This is a genomic window from Flavobacterium anhuiense (assembly GCF_004151235.1).
Lineage (GTDB): Bacteria > Bacteroidota > Bacteroidia > Flavobacteriales > Flavobacteriaceae > Flavobacterium > Flavobacterium anhuiense_A.
In genome coordinates this window covers 11786-28668 of sequence record NZ_JUIV01000029.1, presented here as the reverse complement: position 1 = coordinate 28668, position 16883 = coordinate 11786, and the positions used below count along the sequence as shown (strand labels likewise).

General features: G+C 34.8%; 11 protein-coding genes. 1 reads left to right on the top strand and 10 read right to left on the bottom strand.

Going from position 1 to position 16883, the window contains the following annotated elements; translation table 11 throughout:
- Positions 1 to 58: 58 nt before the first annotated feature.
- From NU08_RS21295 to NU08_RS21275, 5 genes are all read right to left on the bottom strand, one after another.
- Positions 59 to 1024, bottom strand: a complete 966-nt coding sequence (locus tag NU08_RS21295) for a DUF4861 family protein (protein ID WP_129749056.1) — start codon at positions 1022 to 1024, stop codon at positions 59 to 61.
- A gap of 12 nt (positions 1025 to 1036) precedes the next feature.
- A complete protein-coding gene (locus NU08_RS21290; protein WP_129749055.1) occupies positions 1037 to 1975 on the bottom strand; it encodes an alpha/beta hydrolase in 939 nt (312 codons plus the stop codon).
- A gap of 100 nt (positions 1976 to 2075) precedes the next feature.
- Positions 2076 to 3761 carry a RagB/SusD family nutrient uptake outer membrane protein gene (locus tag NU08_RS21285; protein WP_129749054.1) on the bottom strand — a complete coding sequence of 562 codons (1686 nt, stop codon included), beginning with the start codon at positions 3759 to 3761 and terminating at the stop codon, positions 2076 to 2078.
- Between the two features lie 12 nt (positions 3762 to 3773).
- Positions 3774 to 6875 carry a SusC/RagA family TonB-linked outer membrane protein gene (locus NU08_RS21280; RefSeq protein WP_129749053.1) on the bottom strand — a complete coding sequence of 1034 codons (3102 nt, stop codon included), beginning with the start codon at positions 6873 to 6875 and terminating at the stop codon, positions 3774 to 3776.
- A 30-nt stretch (positions 6876 to 6905) separates the two neighbouring features.
- Positions 6906 to 8345 carry a glycoside hydrolase family 28 protein gene (locus NU08_RS21275; protein WP_129749052.1) on the bottom strand — a complete coding sequence of 480 codons (1440 nt, stop codon included), beginning with the start codon at positions 8343 to 8345 and terminating at the stop codon, positions 6906 to 6908.
- A gap of 288 nt (positions 8346 to 8633) precedes the next feature.
- On the opposite strand from NU08_RS21275, the gene NU08_RS21270 reads away from it, so the two are divergent.
- Positions 8634 to 9662 carry a LacI family DNA-binding transcriptional regulator gene (locus tag NU08_RS21270; protein WP_129749051.1) on the top strand — a complete coding sequence of 343 codons (1029 nt, stop codon included), beginning with the start codon at positions 8634 to 8636 and terminating at the stop codon, positions 9660 to 9662.
- A gap of 257 nt (positions 9663 to 9919) precedes the next feature.
- Here NU08_RS21270 and NU08_RS21265 read toward each other — a convergent pair whose 3' ends face one another.
- The 5 genes from NU08_RS21265 to uxaC all read right to left on the bottom strand — a co-directional run bounded on the left by NU08_RS21265 (position 9920) and on the right by uxaC (position 16862).
- Positions 9920 to 11542, bottom strand: a complete 1623-nt coding sequence (locus tag NU08_RS21265) for a UxaA family hydrolase (protein WP_129749050.1) — start codon at positions 11540 to 11542, stop codon at positions 9920 to 9922.
- 249 nt (positions 11543 to 11791) lie between these two features.
- Positions 11792 to 13237: a tagaturonate reductase gene (locus NU08_RS21260; RefSeq protein WP_129749049.1), complete on the bottom strand. Its 1446-nt coding sequence runs from the start codon at positions 13235 to 13237 to the stop codon at positions 11792 to 11794.
- Between the two features lie 220 nt (positions 13238 to 13457).
- Positions 13458 to 14126: a bifunctional 4-hydroxy-2-oxoglutarate aldolase/2-dehydro-3-deoxy-phosphogluconate aldolase gene (locus NU08_RS21255; protein ID WP_129749048.1), complete on the bottom strand. Its 669-nt coding sequence runs from the start codon at positions 14124 to 14126 to the stop codon at positions 13458 to 13460.
- A gap of 216 nt (positions 14127 to 14342) precedes the next feature.
- Entirely contained in the window at positions 14343 to 15362 is a 1020-nt protein-coding gene (locus NU08_RS21250; protein ID WP_111425577.1) for a sugar kinase, read from the bottom strand.
- Between the two features lie 99 nt (positions 15363 to 15461).
- The gene (gene uxaC, locus NU08_RS21245; RefSeq protein ID WP_129749047.1) at positions 15462 to 16862 is read right to left on the bottom strand and encodes a glucuronate isomerase; all 1401 of its coding nucleotides are present in this window, start codon (positions 16860 to 16862) and stop codon (positions 15462 to 15464) included.
- Positions 16863 to 16883 lie beyond the last annotated feature (21 nt).

The following is a 16883-nucleotide window of genomic DNA, read 5'->3' as shown; positions in this document are numbered from 1 at the left end:
CAGATCCAGCAGATTTTTTTAATCTCTTTAATCCTGTAATCTGTGGCAAAAAACAATTTTACATTTTGCTTTTTTTATTTAGCACTTCTAATTGTTTATCTAAATATTGAGCAAATTCTTCTTTTGTTTTGATTCCGTTTACCTCTTGTTCCCAAGCACCTAGAAGGTAAAAAGTCACCGCTTTTGTAGTTGGTTTAAAAACCAAAAGATAATCCAAGTCTGTATCTGCTATGTTTTCGATAGTACTAATTTCATAAAAAATTGCCATTCCTAATTTATCTGGAACTAAAGATTGTTCTCCGTAAGTTGCGAGATACGCCCATTTTTTATTTTTGCTTTCTTTCTTAAGCAATTCGGCCGTTTTTTGTTTTACGATTCCAGTACAAATTCCTTTGATTGCTTGTGATGCTTTAATGGTATGCTGCGTATATAATTGATCTGGTTTAATAGTCAATTCTGAAACAAAATCGATTTTGTCTGAAGCTGTTTTCCATCCATAGTAATTTATTTTTACTGTAGATTCGTTCGACTTATTGGCCACTGTCGCAATGGTTGAATCTACTTCACGGAAGTGCAATTTTTCATTGTTTAAATAACGGTCAATAGAACCAATTCCGATTCCTTTTCCTGCTTTTAAAATATCTGCTCCCCAATCGCTCATATTGTGATAAGAATCGAAACCATCTTGACCAACAATTGGAAGAATATTTTCTGATGTCTTTTTTCCGAAGATATCAATAGCATTTCTCCAATCTAAATACAAACGGTATCCAATTCTGTTGTTTTCCCAGCCTGGCCCTTCATAACGAATGTCAAAAGAATGGTCAGTATGCTCTGGAGCCAACTTTAATCGGTCCACATTTTTAAACACCGTACCGTCTTTGTACTTTCTTCCTTCCCATTTTCCATCTGTTTTTGCAGATATTTCGGCATACGTTTTATTGGTTTTGATATCATATTTCTGCGCATTTATGGCTGTTAACCCCGCGAAAAATAAAACTGCTGTGGTAATTTTTGCTTTCATTTGTATTCTAAATTATTTAAAAATTTTATCTAAAAATCGTACGCTGTACGAGATTGTCTGTGTAAACCAAGGGTCATAAAACCAAAATGAATGTGGCGAATCTGGAATGGTCTGCACTTCATTATAGATTTTATATTGGTTCAAAATCTGAATCATATTGTCTCTTCCTGCATGAAATCTCGGAATGCTGCTGCAGATATATAATATCGGCGGCGTATTTTTGTCCGTATGGCTCAGTGCTGAAGCATTTTTCCAATTTTCAGGAATCTCATCCGATTTTCCTCCCAACCAAAATGCTGCCATATCTCCCTCTGACGATTCTGGATGTTTGAATGCCAAAACACCGTCTACATCAATTATCGCATGAACTTTTGAAGATGAACGGCTTTTAAAATTTTTATCTTCAAAAAGCGAATTCGTATTTGTTGTACCAATCAAAGCTGCCATTTGCCCTCCCGAAGAACAGCCTAAAACCGCAATTTTGTTTGGATCTACATTAAATTTCGCCGCATTGTCTTTGATAAATTTTATAGCATTCTTTACATCAATAACTCCTGTCGGGTATTTTGCTTCTAGTGATAATCGGTATTCGATAGCAAAACAAGAATAGCCCTTTGCTGCAATTGCTGCACCTAAAAACTGCATCTGATTTTTATTCCCCGATCTCCATCCTCCGCCATGAATCATAATTACGGCAGGATTTTTTTTCTTTTTGGTATTAACAAAAGCATCAAAATGCAGAACGCGATCTTGTTCTTGATTGTAAACCAAATCGAATGTTTCTTCAACGTCTGGGTTTATCTTTATTTCTGGAATCGTGATAAACGGATATTTCTTAATTAATTTAGCATAAGTGCTTTTAATGGTATATGACGTGTCGACCTTGTACTGCTGGCTTTGCATTACAATTACATTAAAAAACAACACTAAGATTAATTTAAACTTTCGCATTTCTACTCTTTACTTTTTAGTTAAGAAAGGAGTTCGACCTATAGTCAAACTCCCTTTTAACTACTTCAAAAAACATAGTTCTCAAAAAACTAACAAATTACTAATAACCAGGATTTTGAGGAAAATCTTTATTTTGGTTTAAATCTAAAGCAGATTGTGGTATTGGTCTTAAAATTTTAAGCTTGCCGTCAACACCAACAAAATTTGCTTCTTTAATTTTATAATTATAAGCTGAAGCTCTTGCAACCAAAGTTCCTGTACGTTTTAAGTCGAACCAGCGTTTGTACTCTCCTAATAACTCTCTTCCTCTTTCGTCTAAGATATAATCGATATTAAATTGAGCTAAAGTGGCATTGGCAACTCCTGCTCTTCTTCTTACTTCATTTAGACGAGCTAATCCTGTTCCTGGATTTCCTGCTTTTAAATACGCTTCTGCCGCAATTAAATACGTTTCTCCAAGTCTTGAAACAATAATATCTCTTGTGCTTACAGGTCCTGTACTTGAAGGCGTAGTCGGATTTGCATCATCAAATTTCTTAACTGGAATTGTGTAACAGTCTAAGTTTTTAATTAACGTATGCGCAGCAGAATATTCTCCCCAAGGATGATATACAAATGTAGAAGCTAGTCTAGAAGCGTTTGCTGTCATCCATGCTGTTTTATCTGCAGGTGTAAACCATTTTGGCTCATAAAAATGTCTCACTTTTAATGTAGCCGGATTTGAACTTCTGTAGTACGGATAATACAAAATAGTCTTTGTAGATCCGTTTACTGTTTCGGGTCCTTCTACAATTTCAGTCATAAAAGTAGCATTCCATCTTGCATCGCCTTTTTCGTATAAACCTAAAGCATAATCTGTAGGACACAAATTGTAGCTTCTTAATGGCGCTCCCGTTTCTGCTCCTCCTAAATATGAACTGAAATAATAAAACTGACTGTTACCCAATTTTGTAGGATCTGTACTTGTTGAAGCTTTATCATACTGTACTGAAAAAATAGTTTCAGCATTCAAATCGTTGTCACCAGTCGCTGTTGTAACAAATAATTGATTGAAAGGAATATTTAAGGCTTGTCCCGCAATTGCAGCATCTGCATAAGAGGCAGCTTTTGAAAAATCATCTGCTTTACCAAAAGTTTCGTATCCTCTTGTTAAGTACACTTTTGCCAATAAATCGTTTACCGCTCTTTTGTTTACTTTTCCAGATGTACTGTAAGCAGCAGTTCCAACATTGGCTAAAGCAAAATCCAAATCTGTTATAATTTGTGTGTACACTTCTTCTGCACTATTTCTTGTAAAAGATAAAACTGGTGTTGTAATATTCTCGCTTACAATTGGCACACCTCCATAGGTCTGAACTAATAAGAAATAAGCTTGAGCTCTTAAAAATCTAGCTTCTCCCAATAGCATATTCAAATTGGCAGTTTGTTCTGTTACACTTGAATAATAAATTGCTTTATTCACAGATTGAATTAACTGATAACAAGGTCTGTACAAATCGGCAACATTGTCTGAAGATGGAATTAGAAGCGTATACTGACTTAGACCTGCAGGCTCTGGAGTTCTTCCTTCGGCGTACATGTCTGTTCCTGCCTCAAAAAGCCACGGATTTCCGCCATAAATGCTTTTAAGCCAAGCATAATTTGTGTTTATTAATAATTGAAAACCAGCAGCTGTTTTATAAGTTCCGTCAGCTGGAACATTTGATAAACTTTCCTCTTCTATATAATTACTGCAAGAACTTAAAGTTCCCACAATGATTCCTAATAATATGATGAATTTTTTCATTTGATATCTTTATTAAAATTTAACACTTAATCCCAATTGCGTAGTCACTGATGCTGGACGGTTTACTCCAAAAGCAGCGCCAGCCCATTCAGGATCATATCCATCAAAATCTGTAAATACAAATGGGTCTAAAACATTCACATAAATTCTCAGATTACTGATTTTAAGCCTTTTCAACAATTCAGAATCCAATGTGTATCCTAAAGATATATTTTTAATTTTCACGTAAGAAACGTCTCTGTAGTACCCAAATAAAGAAGTCCAATAAGCTCCTGCTCCAGTAGCAACAGGGCCTGGTCTTGGGTGTTCATTATTTGCATTAGCTGCGATTCCTGTTCCGTTTGTTGGAATAAAATAATCCATTGCCAATTTCTGGCGTCCACGGTCGCTCACATCAGCAAAATTTTGGTGGAAAGTACTCAAAACCGTTTGCCCTTGGCTTGTTAAAACTGAAAAATTCAAATCAAAATTACCAACAGTCAATTTAGAATATAAACTTCCCTGCCAGTCTGGATTCGCGTTTCCGATTACAGTTCTATCATCTTGGTTGAATTTGCCATCATTATTCAAATCTTTTGGTCTTGCTTGTCCAGGAGCCATTCCGTACAATGCTGCCTGCGCCGCTTCGCTTTCCTGCCAAACTCCATCATAAACGTAATTATAGTTTGGATTCAATTCAGATCCTAAGATTAATTTATTACCAATATCACTTACTTGATCCTGATTGTAAATTGACTCTAATTTGTTTACGTTTTTAGTAAATGTGAAAGTAGTTTCCCAATTTACATTTTTGCTTTTGATATTTTTTGTAGTTAACAAAACCTCTACTCCTTTATTGCTAACAGATCCAACATTAGCAAATGTGTTTTTATAACCTGTTTCAAGAGGCAATTCTTGTTTATAAATTAATTTATCTGAAAGTCTATCATAAACGTCTACGCTACCTGTAATTCTGTTGTTTAAGAATCCGTAATCAAGACCAAAGTTTAACTCTCGTGTTTTTTCCCAAGTTAAGTTTTGATTCGCTAAATTTTCAGACTGCCAGCCCGAAACCACATTGGCTCCGTTTGCATAAAAAGTCTGCTGATTTAATAAAGCCTGAGAAGTATAAGGCGCAACGTTGTCATTTCCTGTATAACCTAAACTCGCACGAAGTTTTAAATCTGAAACAACGGAACTGTTTGCTAAGAAAGATTCTTTGCTGATTTTCCATCCTAAAGCTACAGAAGGGAAACTCTGCCATTTATTGCCTTCAGATAGAACAGAAGAACCATCCCATCTTGTAGAAGCTGTCAATAAATATTTGTCTTTAAAAGCATAATTTAAACGAACTGCATAAGAACTTAAAGTATTCTTTTGATAACCTGAACTTATGTTATAACTCGTCTGAACTCCAGATCCCATATTATTTGATCCAACATCAAAAGGCTGATTGTTTGAATATAAATAAGACGTTTCATCAACATTTGAGTACAAACTCTGCAATAATAAAACACTAAAATCATGCACTTCTTTAAAGGTGTGTTTCAAATCGATTTGGTTATCCCAAGTATAATTAAAGTTGTTGAAATTTTTAATTGATGCCGAGTTTTTACCATTTAAGGTTACACCTGCATTGGTTTGCGCTTTATAAGAAGCACTGGTAACAGTATTTTCGATACCGGCTGCAAATGTTGTTTTGAACGAAAGCCATTTTAAAGGCTGATATTGGAAGAAAACGTTTCCAACTGTTTGCCATGTTTTTTCTGTCTGAGAAGAATTGGCAATTTCCATTAAAGGGTTTACGGTACTTGTTTTATTAATTGCCCATGAACCGTCAGGATAAGTTAATTTCCCTGGAAGGAAAAATAGCGTTCCCACTTTTTCGTTTCCTTGTGCATCAACAGCCCAAGGCGACATTAGCGGACTTAATCTGAAAGCATCCTGCATTGCTAAATCACTGCCTAATTGTGTATCAAGACGTGCTACCGTAATGTTGGCTCCCGTTGTAAATTTATCATTGATTTTGTGGTTCAATCCTAACTTAAAAGAATATTTATCTGTCGAATCATTTTCGATAAGCCCTTCATCGCTTTGAACGCCAAATCCTAAGTTATAGCTCAAACCAGAATCTGAACGTCCTGTAACATTCAAATAATTGTTTTGTGTCATACCCGGTTTAAGAACAGCATCTGTCCAGTCAAAATTATAACCGTTGTTGGCACGAGAAACCAATAAAGGACTCTGATTTCCTGCTAAAGCGGCTAATTGCGCTGGCGTTTGTGTTTGAGGTGTTGCACTCATATACGCAACCTGATGGAATTTCCACCACTCTTCTCCAGTCATCATTTTTGGCATTCTAGCGGCAGTTTTAGTTCCGTAAGAAGTATCAAAAGTTACGTTAATTCCAGATTTAACATTAGCACCACTTTTTGTAGTTACGATAATAACACCACTCGCTCCTCTAGAACCATAAATTGCAGCCGAAGAAGCATCTTTTAAAACGTCCATTCTAGAAATATCCTGCGGGTTCAAAAAGTCAATATTATCAACTGGAACGCCGTCTACGATATATAAAGGCGATGACCCCACTAATGAGTTATTTCCTCTAATCACTACTTTGTATCCGTCTCCTGCACGTCCTGAAGCAGATGAAATTTGAACTCCTGGCGTGCTTCCTTGAATTGCCTCTAATGGACTTGTAGTATTTCTTTCTGTAATAGTTGCTGCGCTGATGGTACTAACAGATCCGGTAAGATCGGTCTTTTTTACAGATCCGTATCCGACCACAACAACTTCATTTAATGAATTGGATTGTTCAGCAAGTGTCACATTGATTTTTGATTTTCCAGCAACGCTTACTTCTTGTGTCTGAAATCCTAAATAGCTTATTATTAAAATAGCTTTACTGTTTGATACATTAATTTTGAAACTTCCTTCAAAATCTGTCGAAGTTCCATTTTTTGTTCCCTTCTCATTAATGTTTACCCCTGGCAATGACATACCAGTAGCGTCGGTAATCTTCCCTTCTATTGTGGTTGTCTGTGCATATATAGAACTGCACAGTAAGAAATTCAGGAAAAAGAAAAATACAAAGTACTTGTCTTTTTTCTTAGATAATTGTTTAATACTCATGTGGTTTAAAGTTTGGTTAATTGATAGTGTTTAGTTCGTAATAGATTCTACTTTTTTCTCATTGATGTAGGTATTTATAAAATTTATGTTTTTTACGTTTTTTAACAAATAGATAGAGTCAACCTTTTGAATCTTTACATTTTTCAAAGTAATATTCTCAACTGGAGATGCCGCATAGCCTTCTGCCCAAACGCTGTATTTACCACCGTTTTTTACAGTCACATTTTCTAAGCTTACATTTCTAATGGTTGGAATAAAATTCCCTGTCTGAGATCCGTATACATTATAAAACATGTTTAATTTCAAGACGCATTCTTTTACCGTTCCCACTTCAAGGTTTCGCACATAGATATTCTCAATGATTCCGCCTCTCTTTGAATTGGTTTTAATGCGAATGGCACGATCCAAATTCGGACTGTCCATCACACAGTTTTCTACAAAAACATTATTTACTCCTGCAGAAATTTCGCTTCCAATTACAACACCACCATGACCGTCAATCATTTTACAGTTTTGCACAATGATGTTTTTACTTGGTATAGCTACTCTTCTTCCGTCACCATCGCGCCCTGCTTTAATCGCAATACAATCATCACCTGTATTGAAAGTGCAGTTTCTAATTAAAATATTTTGTGAATATTCTGGATCACAACCATCATTGTTCGGGCCATGGCTATTAACCGTTACGCCATCAATAATCATGTTGTTTGTTTTTATTGGATGCAAAATCCAAAATGGAGAATTGATAATTTTAATATCTTTTACTAAAGCAGTATTACATTCAAAAAACTCAATAAAATTTGGTCTTAAATAACGTCCATCGCCAAAAACTCTTTCTGATACCGGCACTCCTCTTTCTGCCATATAAACCAAAACTTCACGGTTTGTTGGATCATTTTGAGACGGAATTCCTTTTTTCCAGCCATAGTTTTTTCCTCCAGACCAAATCCACCAGTTGGTACTATCAGCTTGACCGTTTAGCGTGCCTTTTCCTGTTACCGCAATATTGGTTTTGTTTTTTGCATAAATAAGCGGAGAATAATTCATCACTTCTGTACCTTCCCACGAAGTATGAACAATAGGATAATCTTTCGGATTTAAACTAAAAAGAATCTCAGCATGATCTTCTAAATGCAGATTTACATTGCTTTCTAAATGAATAGCTCCTGTCAAATATTTTCCGTTTGGAACTAAAACTCGACCACCACCATTTGCAGCACATTCTTGTATTGCTTTTTGGAATGCTAAAGTGTTTAACGTTCTTCCGTCAGCAACAGCACCAAAATCGTTTATGTTATACACTTTATCTGAAAAATGCACTTGAGGAATACTTCTTATAACCAAATCCATTTTTTGCCATGGATTCTCTGAGGAAACAGGAGAAGAATGTCTTGCACATGATGACACTAAAAGTCCTAAAAAGGCTAAAAAAAGAATCTTTTTTGTTGCGACTATCTTATTTGTAATCATTTGCACAGATTTTTCTTGTTTGAATATCAAAAACTTCATGTTTCATGTAATCGATTACACGAAAGTAGAAAAATTGTTCTAAGAGACCAAATTAATTTAGAAAAAAATTATATATTTAATTTTTATTACAAATTTTAATTACATTTAATGCAAAAAATTAGATAATTTATTATCATTGTAGAATCTAAAACGTTTGAGTTTTTAATTATGGTAATCGATAACAATATTCATTGCATAATGAAAAAAAATGTACTTTTGTTTAAAAATAATTCGATAAACTTTTTTTGAATGAGTGAAAAAGTAACTATTTACGATATTGCTGAAAAATTAAACATCACAGCTGCAACAGTTTCCAGAGCGTTAAACAATAATCCTAAAATAAAGCAGGCGACGCGTGAGCTAGTTATCAAGACTGCTGCTGCGATGAATTATAAGCAAAATAAATTGGCTCTAGCTTTAAAGAGTGGCCGAAGTAATAATATCGGAGTTATTGTGCCGCGTATTGACAGCAATTTTTTCGCCTCGGTGATTCGAGGAATTGAAGAAGAGCTTTATCCCCACGGTTATCAGGTTATTATCTGTCAGACTCATGAAAGCATCAAAAGAGAAAATGAAAATCTTCACACGCTTGTAGATGCACAGGTTGACGGCATTATGATGTCGGTTACTGGCATTTCAGACGAGAACGACAGCGCTTTCAGGAATGTCCTGGAGAAAAATGTACCACTGATATTTTTTGATAGAAGTAAACATATTGACGGAGTGAGTTCTGTAACCATAAATGACTTTAAAGGCGGTTATTTGGCCACAAAACATTTAATTGACGAAGGTTGCAGAAACATTGCTCATTTCTCTGGAGACCAATCATTAGACATATTTAAAAACAGGTTTTTAGGATATAAACAAGCTTTATTAGACAGCGGACTTGATTTTAAAGAAGAATACGTTATTTATACCAAAAGTAGCGTTGACGCAGGTAAAGAATCGGTTGACAAACTTTTACAATTGCAAACTCCGCCTGATGCTATTTTTTCTTCGAGTGATTTTGCTGCATTGGGCGCCATACAAGAATTAAAAGAAAGAAATATCAGTATTCCAAGTGAGTTTTGTGTTGCAGGTTTCAGTAACGAACCTTTTACCAAATTCATGGAACTATCTATTACTTCTGTAGATCAGTCACCACTTGAAATGGGAAGAATGTCTGCCCGAGTTTTCTTAGAACAAGTCGACAAAACAGATGCGATCAAAATTGAAAAAAAGGTAGTGCTTGCTCCAGAATTACATATTCGTAAATCTTCTACGAGAACTAATTTTTAATTTTTTTTTCACCATATAAGTTATATAAGCTCATTTTAGGATGGGCTTTTTTTTGCAAGCTCCTCTGGAGCTTTATGTTATAGCCGTTAACCTTTTGCTATAAATATTTCGCTTCTCCGAAGCTTTCTCTAAAAACAAGAGACAAACTACTGTACATCTCTATAGATAAACCTAACACAAAAAAAGACGCACCATATTGTGCGTCTTCTATATAAACCTTTGTCACTTTGCATCTCTGCAACTTTGTACCTAAAAAATTACAATGACACCCCTCTTTTCCAAGGAATAAAATCGTTCTGATTTAAAATAGCTGCTTTTGTTTTAATGTTACCGCTGGCAACATCAATAATAAATTCTAACATTTCGTCAGCCATTTCATCAATAGACTTTTCACCAGTGATAATTCCACCAGTATCAATATCGATAATATCAGACATTTTGTTTGCTAACTGTGTGTTTGATGAAATCTTTACAACTGGAGCAATCGGGTTTCCTGTTGGAGTTCCTAAACCTGTTGTAAACAATACCATATTGGCTCCAGAACCTACCATTGCCGTTGTACATTCTACGTCATTTCCTGGCGTACATAACAATGTAAAACCTGGTTCGTTAATATATTCTCCGTAATCATAAACACCTGTAATTGGCGAAGTTCCACCTTTTTTAGCAGCTCCAGCCGATTTCATAGCATCTGTAATCAAACCGTCTTTAATGTTACCAGGAGACGGATTCATATCAAATCCTGAACCTGCATCTACAACTGTTTTTTCGTACCATTGCATTAAGTCTAAGAAACGTTTTCCATCCTTATCATCAATACAACGATTTACTAATTCCTGTTCTACTCCACATAATTCAGGAAATTCAGAAAGAATTGTAGTTCCTCCCAAAGCCACTAAATGATCTGATAACACTCCCAATGTTGGGTTTGCAGAAATTCCAGAGAATCCGTCAGATCCACCGCACTCTAAACCAATTCTTAGTTTAGATAATGGAGCTGGCTCTCTCTTAATTTCGTTTGCTTTTTTAATCGCTTCGAAAGTGTCTTTTACCACACTGCTTAACATCGTTTCAATTGTCCCGATAGACTGCTGATCGTAAATTAAAACAGGTTTTTTACTGTTTGGATTAATCGCATCTAAAGCTTCTTTGAAAATTGAAATCTGAAGATTTTGGCATCCTAAACTCAACACAGTTGCTCCAGCCACGTTTGGATTATTAACATAACCAGCCAAAAGTTTAGCTAAACTATGAGAATCCTGACGAATTCCACCACAACCTCCTTGGTGCGTGATGAATTTAACTTCAATATTATTGAACAAGTTTGCATCGTTTGAAGCTTCTTGATTTCCCGCTCCACCTGTTTCTGATTTTACCAAAGAACGCAACAATAATTGATAATCGTTTTCTTTAGGTTTCATTAACTCCTTCTCAAAAATATCTTTTAAGATTTCAATGTTTCTGTTTTCACAAAAAACCAATGGAAAAAACAGCCATACATTTTCTGTTCCAACCTGCCCATCTTCTCTGTGATAGCCCTGCCACGTTCTGTCTTTCCATTTATCTACATTTGGAGCATTCCAACCAATAGTTTCTGTTTTACCAGTAACTTTATCACTCTCGTGCTTTACATTTGCTGTAGAAAGTAAACCGCCTTTTTCGATTCTAGCGCTTGCTTTTCCAACCAAAACACCATACATAATGATTCTGTCCCCTGCATTAAAAGGAACCATTGCAATCTTATGTTTCATTTTTACATCAGACTCTACGGTAATTGATTGTCCTTCAAAATCAATCACTTCGCCTGCAGTAAGATCCACCAAAGCAACCGCAACATTGTCGGTTGGGTGAACTTTTATTAATTTTTTCTGCGTTGCCATAATTAACCTTTATTCTTAGTTCTTTTTGTTTTTCTCTTATATTCAAACTGTTGAGTAAAAAAATCTTCTTCTAAACTTTACTCATCAGCCTAGACTTAAATCTGTTTAAATCTGCTTTGATCCGTATAAATCTGCGTGAAAATCAATACGCAAAAAAATTTCACGCAGATTTTAAAAGATTTTAGGAGATCACATTAGATTTTCATTTATTGAATCAGACTATTTCTTAGTCCAATCCCAAAAATGGATTTATTTTATTCTTTCTTGAAACTTAGCAAAACCAGCTTCAATTCCGTTTGAATCTATTTCTTCTAGTGCAATTGTAATTGCTCTTGTTAAACCTGGAATTTCAGTTAAATCCTGATCCCAGAAACCTTTGTTTTGCAATGTTAAACGAGCAATTTTCTCGTAATCATCAGACTTCCAAAGTCCGTTAAAGAATGTTGTAATATCTTCACCATCTTTAACTGGTAAACTTTGACCATTCCAAGTTCCTTTGTAGAAACGAATTAAACTCGCTAATGAAAAAGTCAAATTAACAGGCAATTTTTTGTTTGCATTATAATATCCTAATAAACTAGGCAAAACTCTTACTTTGAATTTCGATACAGAATTTAAAGCAATATCAGCAAGTGCATGTTTGATAAATGGATTTTTAAATCGGTCCATTACTTCCTCAGAATAGGCCGTAATTTCATTTTTGTCCATATCAAGAGTTTCACTAATTTCACTAATAACACTATTAACAAATTTTCCGGTAAAATCTCCGTTAACAGTTTCCATTACTAATTTATTACCATGCAAAAGTGAAAAAGGAACCATTGCCGTATGCGCACCATTTAAAATACGAACTTTAATCATTTTGAAAGGACGTATATCATCAACGATTTTTACATTCAAATCTGTTTTATGAAAAGGCAATTTTGCTTTTAAATCATCTCCACCTTCAATAGCCCAAAGGAAAAAAGGTTCAGCCGCAACAATTAAATTATCCTCATAATCTAATTTATTATTGTACTCTTCAATTTCAGCTCTTGGATATCCAGGAACAATTCTGTCAACCAAAGTACTATGATAGGTACAAGCATCTGATACCCACGTTTTAAACGCATCTTCTAATTTCCATAAATCAACATATTGTAAAATATATTTTTTAAGTGTTTCAGAATTATAATCAATTAATTCACAAGGAATTATTGTAACCCCTTTAGAAGCATCTCCTTTAAAATGCTTAAATCTTTCATATAATAAAACCGTCAATTTTGCAGGAAATGATACTGGCGGCTGCATGTCTGGAGTATCACTTTCAATAAATTCAATTCCTGCTTCTGTAGTATTAGAAACAATAAACTGAAGTTCTTCTTCTTTGGCTAGAGCCAAATAATTTGCAAATTCAGTATATGGGTTTATAGTTTTTACAATATTATTAATCAACACAATATCTTGTATCTTTTCACCCTTTTTAATTCCGTTCATAAACAAGGTATAAAGACCGTCCTGATCATTAATCATATTTACCATACCGTCTTTCAAAGGCTGAACTACTGCAATACCGGCATTAAAATCAACTTCTTTATTTAATTTGTCAAAAGCATAATCAACAAAGGCTCTTAAAAAGTTACCTTCTCCAAACTGAACTACCTTAATTGGCTGTAACTTTTCTAATCCTGTATTTACTCTATTTAATTTTTTCATTTTAAATTTTCTTTAATGCGTTATAAATAACCATTTATAAACCTTATTTCAATATTTCTGCCTTTAAAATTGTAAATGAAACATTACACCCGATTGGATAAAATAAAGCCGGCTGTGAGGAATGGCTAGCCAAATTTTTCAAGCGTAATGTTCAATTACAATCTCTAAAAATCTAAAAAAAACTTATAAAATAAGGAGTTAGGCATGATTACCCCTTAATCTATTTTCTAATATCTTTTATAATGTCAAGAACCTGTTTCACTTTTGCAGTAAGTCCGTCGAAGTCTTTATTGTCTAGTATATCTTTCGAAATTAATTGCGAGCCTAAACCAACACAAGTTGCTCCTGCATTTAACCAAGAGCTCAAACTCTCTTTTGTTGGATAAACACCACCTGTAGGCATAATGTTTGTCCATGGGCACGGTCCTTTTATCGCTTTAATAAACTCTGGCCCGTAAGTATCCGCTGGAAATAGTTTTACGATTTCGCAACCTAATTCTTCTGCTCTTGCAATTTCTGTCAAAGTACCGCAGCCCGGCGACCAAAGCACTTTTCTGCGATTACAAGCTATAGCTATATCTTCTCTAAAAACTGGTGTTACAATAAAATTTGCACCTAAACTCATGTACACTGAAGCCGAAGCCGCATCTGTAATAGAACCTACTCCTAAGATCATTCCCGGAAGTTCTGCTAAAGCATATTTGTTTAAAGCTCCAAAAACTTCATGTGCAAAATCACCTCTGCTTGTAAATTCCATTAATCTGGAACCTCCATCATAACATGCTTTTAAAACTTTTTTACTTAGCTCAATATCAGAGTGAAAGAATAACGGAACCATACCGTTGTCTTTCATGGTCTGAGCTACTTCAATTCTTGAATATTTTGCCATTTTCTTATTTAAAAAAATTATCTTAATCCGTTGAGTGTAATTATTTTCAACACATAGAGATATAGTTTTGGGAAGCGTTAAAAAGGCGTTTCACTAATTTAAATGCACATAGTCTAACTATGTGTTGAAACTTGTTTTCTTCTGTTCTCTTTTTTTGATATAAAATCTATGTTTCTATGTGTTAAAACATATCATTTTTAGTTACACCTAATGGGTTTATCTTGATACCAATGCAGAACCATCACCATCAATCATATTTTCAACTTCTTTTAAAGTAACCAAGTTGTAATCTCCTGCAATTGTATGTTTTAAACAACAAGCCGCAACTGCAAAATCTAAAGCTCTCTGGTTATTATTATATTCCAATAAACCGTAGATTAATCCGCCCATAAAGGCATCTCCGCTTCCTACGCGATCTACAACAGGAGTAACTTCTTTAACTGCTGCGCTGTAAATCGCTTTTCCGTCATATAAAATTCCGCCGATTCTCTGGTGAGAAGCGCTAACAGAATAACGAAGTGTTGTTGCTGCGATTTTTAAACTCGGAATCAATTCAAACAATTTATCATATACCGCTGGAAGTGATTTTTCGTCCTGATAATTCGGATTCACTTTCGGAATTCCTAACATGAAATACGCCGTATCAATATCTCCTAAAATCACATTGCTATATTTCAGCATTTCTGGCATAACCTCGCTCGGAGTTTTTCCGTATTGCCAAAGTTTTGATCTATAGTTTAAATCGCATGAAATTTTAATTCCTTTTTTATGAGCAACTTTAATTGCCTCTAAACAAGCTTCGGCAGCACTTTCTGAAATCGCTGGCGTAATGCCGCTCCAATGGAACCATTCTGCACCTTCCAAAACTTTTTCCCAATCCACCTGTCCTTTTTGTATCGTTGACATGGCGCTGTGAGCACGATCGTAAACCACATTGCTTCCACGGGTTCCTGCTCCTGTTTCTAAGAAATAAATTCCTAGACGTTCTCCTCCGTAAACAATATTTTTAGACTCAACATTCATCTTTCTGATTTCTTTTAATGCAGAAAAACCAATTTCATTTTCAGGCAGTCTGGTAACAAATTCAGCATTTACACCATAATTAGCCAAAGAAACGCATACGTTAAATTCGCCGCCACCGTACGTAGCACCAAATGCTGTAGATTGCGAAAAACGCAAATGTCTTTCTGTCGATAAACGCAGCATAATTTCTCCAAATGCAACTACTCTACTCATTATTTATATATTTTTTTTGCCACAGATTACAATGATTAAAAAGGATTTCATTTAGCGAGCCTTGCGTAAATCTTTGCGAACCTTGCGGTTAGACTTTATTTAAAACTTAAAATATTCTTTAGCATTGTTGTATGAAATATCAGCAACTAATTTTCCAATCCATTCCATATCGTTTGGAAGTTCTCCACGTTTGATTTCGTCTCCCAAAAGATTACATAAAATACGTCTGAAATACTCGTGTCTCGGGAACGATAAGAAACTTCTAGAATCTGTCAACATTCCAACAAAACAGCTAATTAAGCCCATATTTGAAAGCGCATTCAATTGTTTTGTCATTCCATCTTTCTGATCTAAAAACCACCATCCAGAACCAAATTGTACTTTTCCGCGAACGCTTCCGTCGTTGAAATTTCCAATCATAGTTGCCATAACTTCGTTATCAGCAGGATTTAGGTTATAGATAATCGTTTTTGTCAACTTATCTTTACTGTCTAAAGCATTTAAGAAAGCAGACAATTTTTGTGCTTGAGGATAATCTCCAATAGAATCCCATCCTGTATCTGGCCCTAAGATTCTGTGCATACGAGCATTGTTATTACGCAATGCACCTAAGTGAAATTGCTGTACCCATCCAAACTCATGATAAGTTTCTGATAAGAAAACTAAAATGGCACTATGGAATTTTAAAACCTCTTCTGGAGACAACTCTCCATTTTCTCTTTTCTTTTTGAAAATAGCATTGATTTCACTTTCTGTAAAGTTTTCAAAATCAATTTGATTTAATCCATGATCACTTAATTTACATCCGTTTGCATTAAAGAATTCGATTCTTTTTCTTAAAGCAGATTGTAAATCAGCATACGTGTTAATTGCAATACCGGACACATCCCCTAATGTGTCCAGATATGCATTATAACCATCATTAGCAATTAAGATGGCTTTATCAGGTCTGAAAGCTGTACTCATCTTGATTCCAGTCGAATTGTTTGCGAATTTTTGGTGAAATTCTAAACTGTCAATTGGATCTTCTGTAGTACAAACCAATTCAGCATTTACTTTTTTAAGAAGGTTTTGTGTGCTGTACGCTTGAGAATTTATTTTCTCGGAAGTTTCGATATAAATTTTCTCAGCCGACCTTTCATTCAACAAATCATAAATATCAAAATAACGAGCCAATTCTAAATGTGTCCAATGGTACAACGGATTACGCATAGTGTACGGAACTGTTTTTCCCCAGTTTAAGAATTTATCTTTATCTGAACCATTTCCAGTTACAAACTGCTCGTTGATTCCCAAAGTACGCATTGCACGCCACTTGTAGTGATCACCATTAATCCAAACTTGCGTAATATTATCAAAGATTTTATCTTCAGCAATAAACTGTGGATTTAAGTGATTGTGGTAGTCAATAATGGGCTGATTTTTAGAGTAATTGTGATACAACTCTTCAGCATATTTATTTTCTAATAAAAAATTATCGTTTATGAATGTCTGGCTCATGTCTTTTAAAATATAATTTGA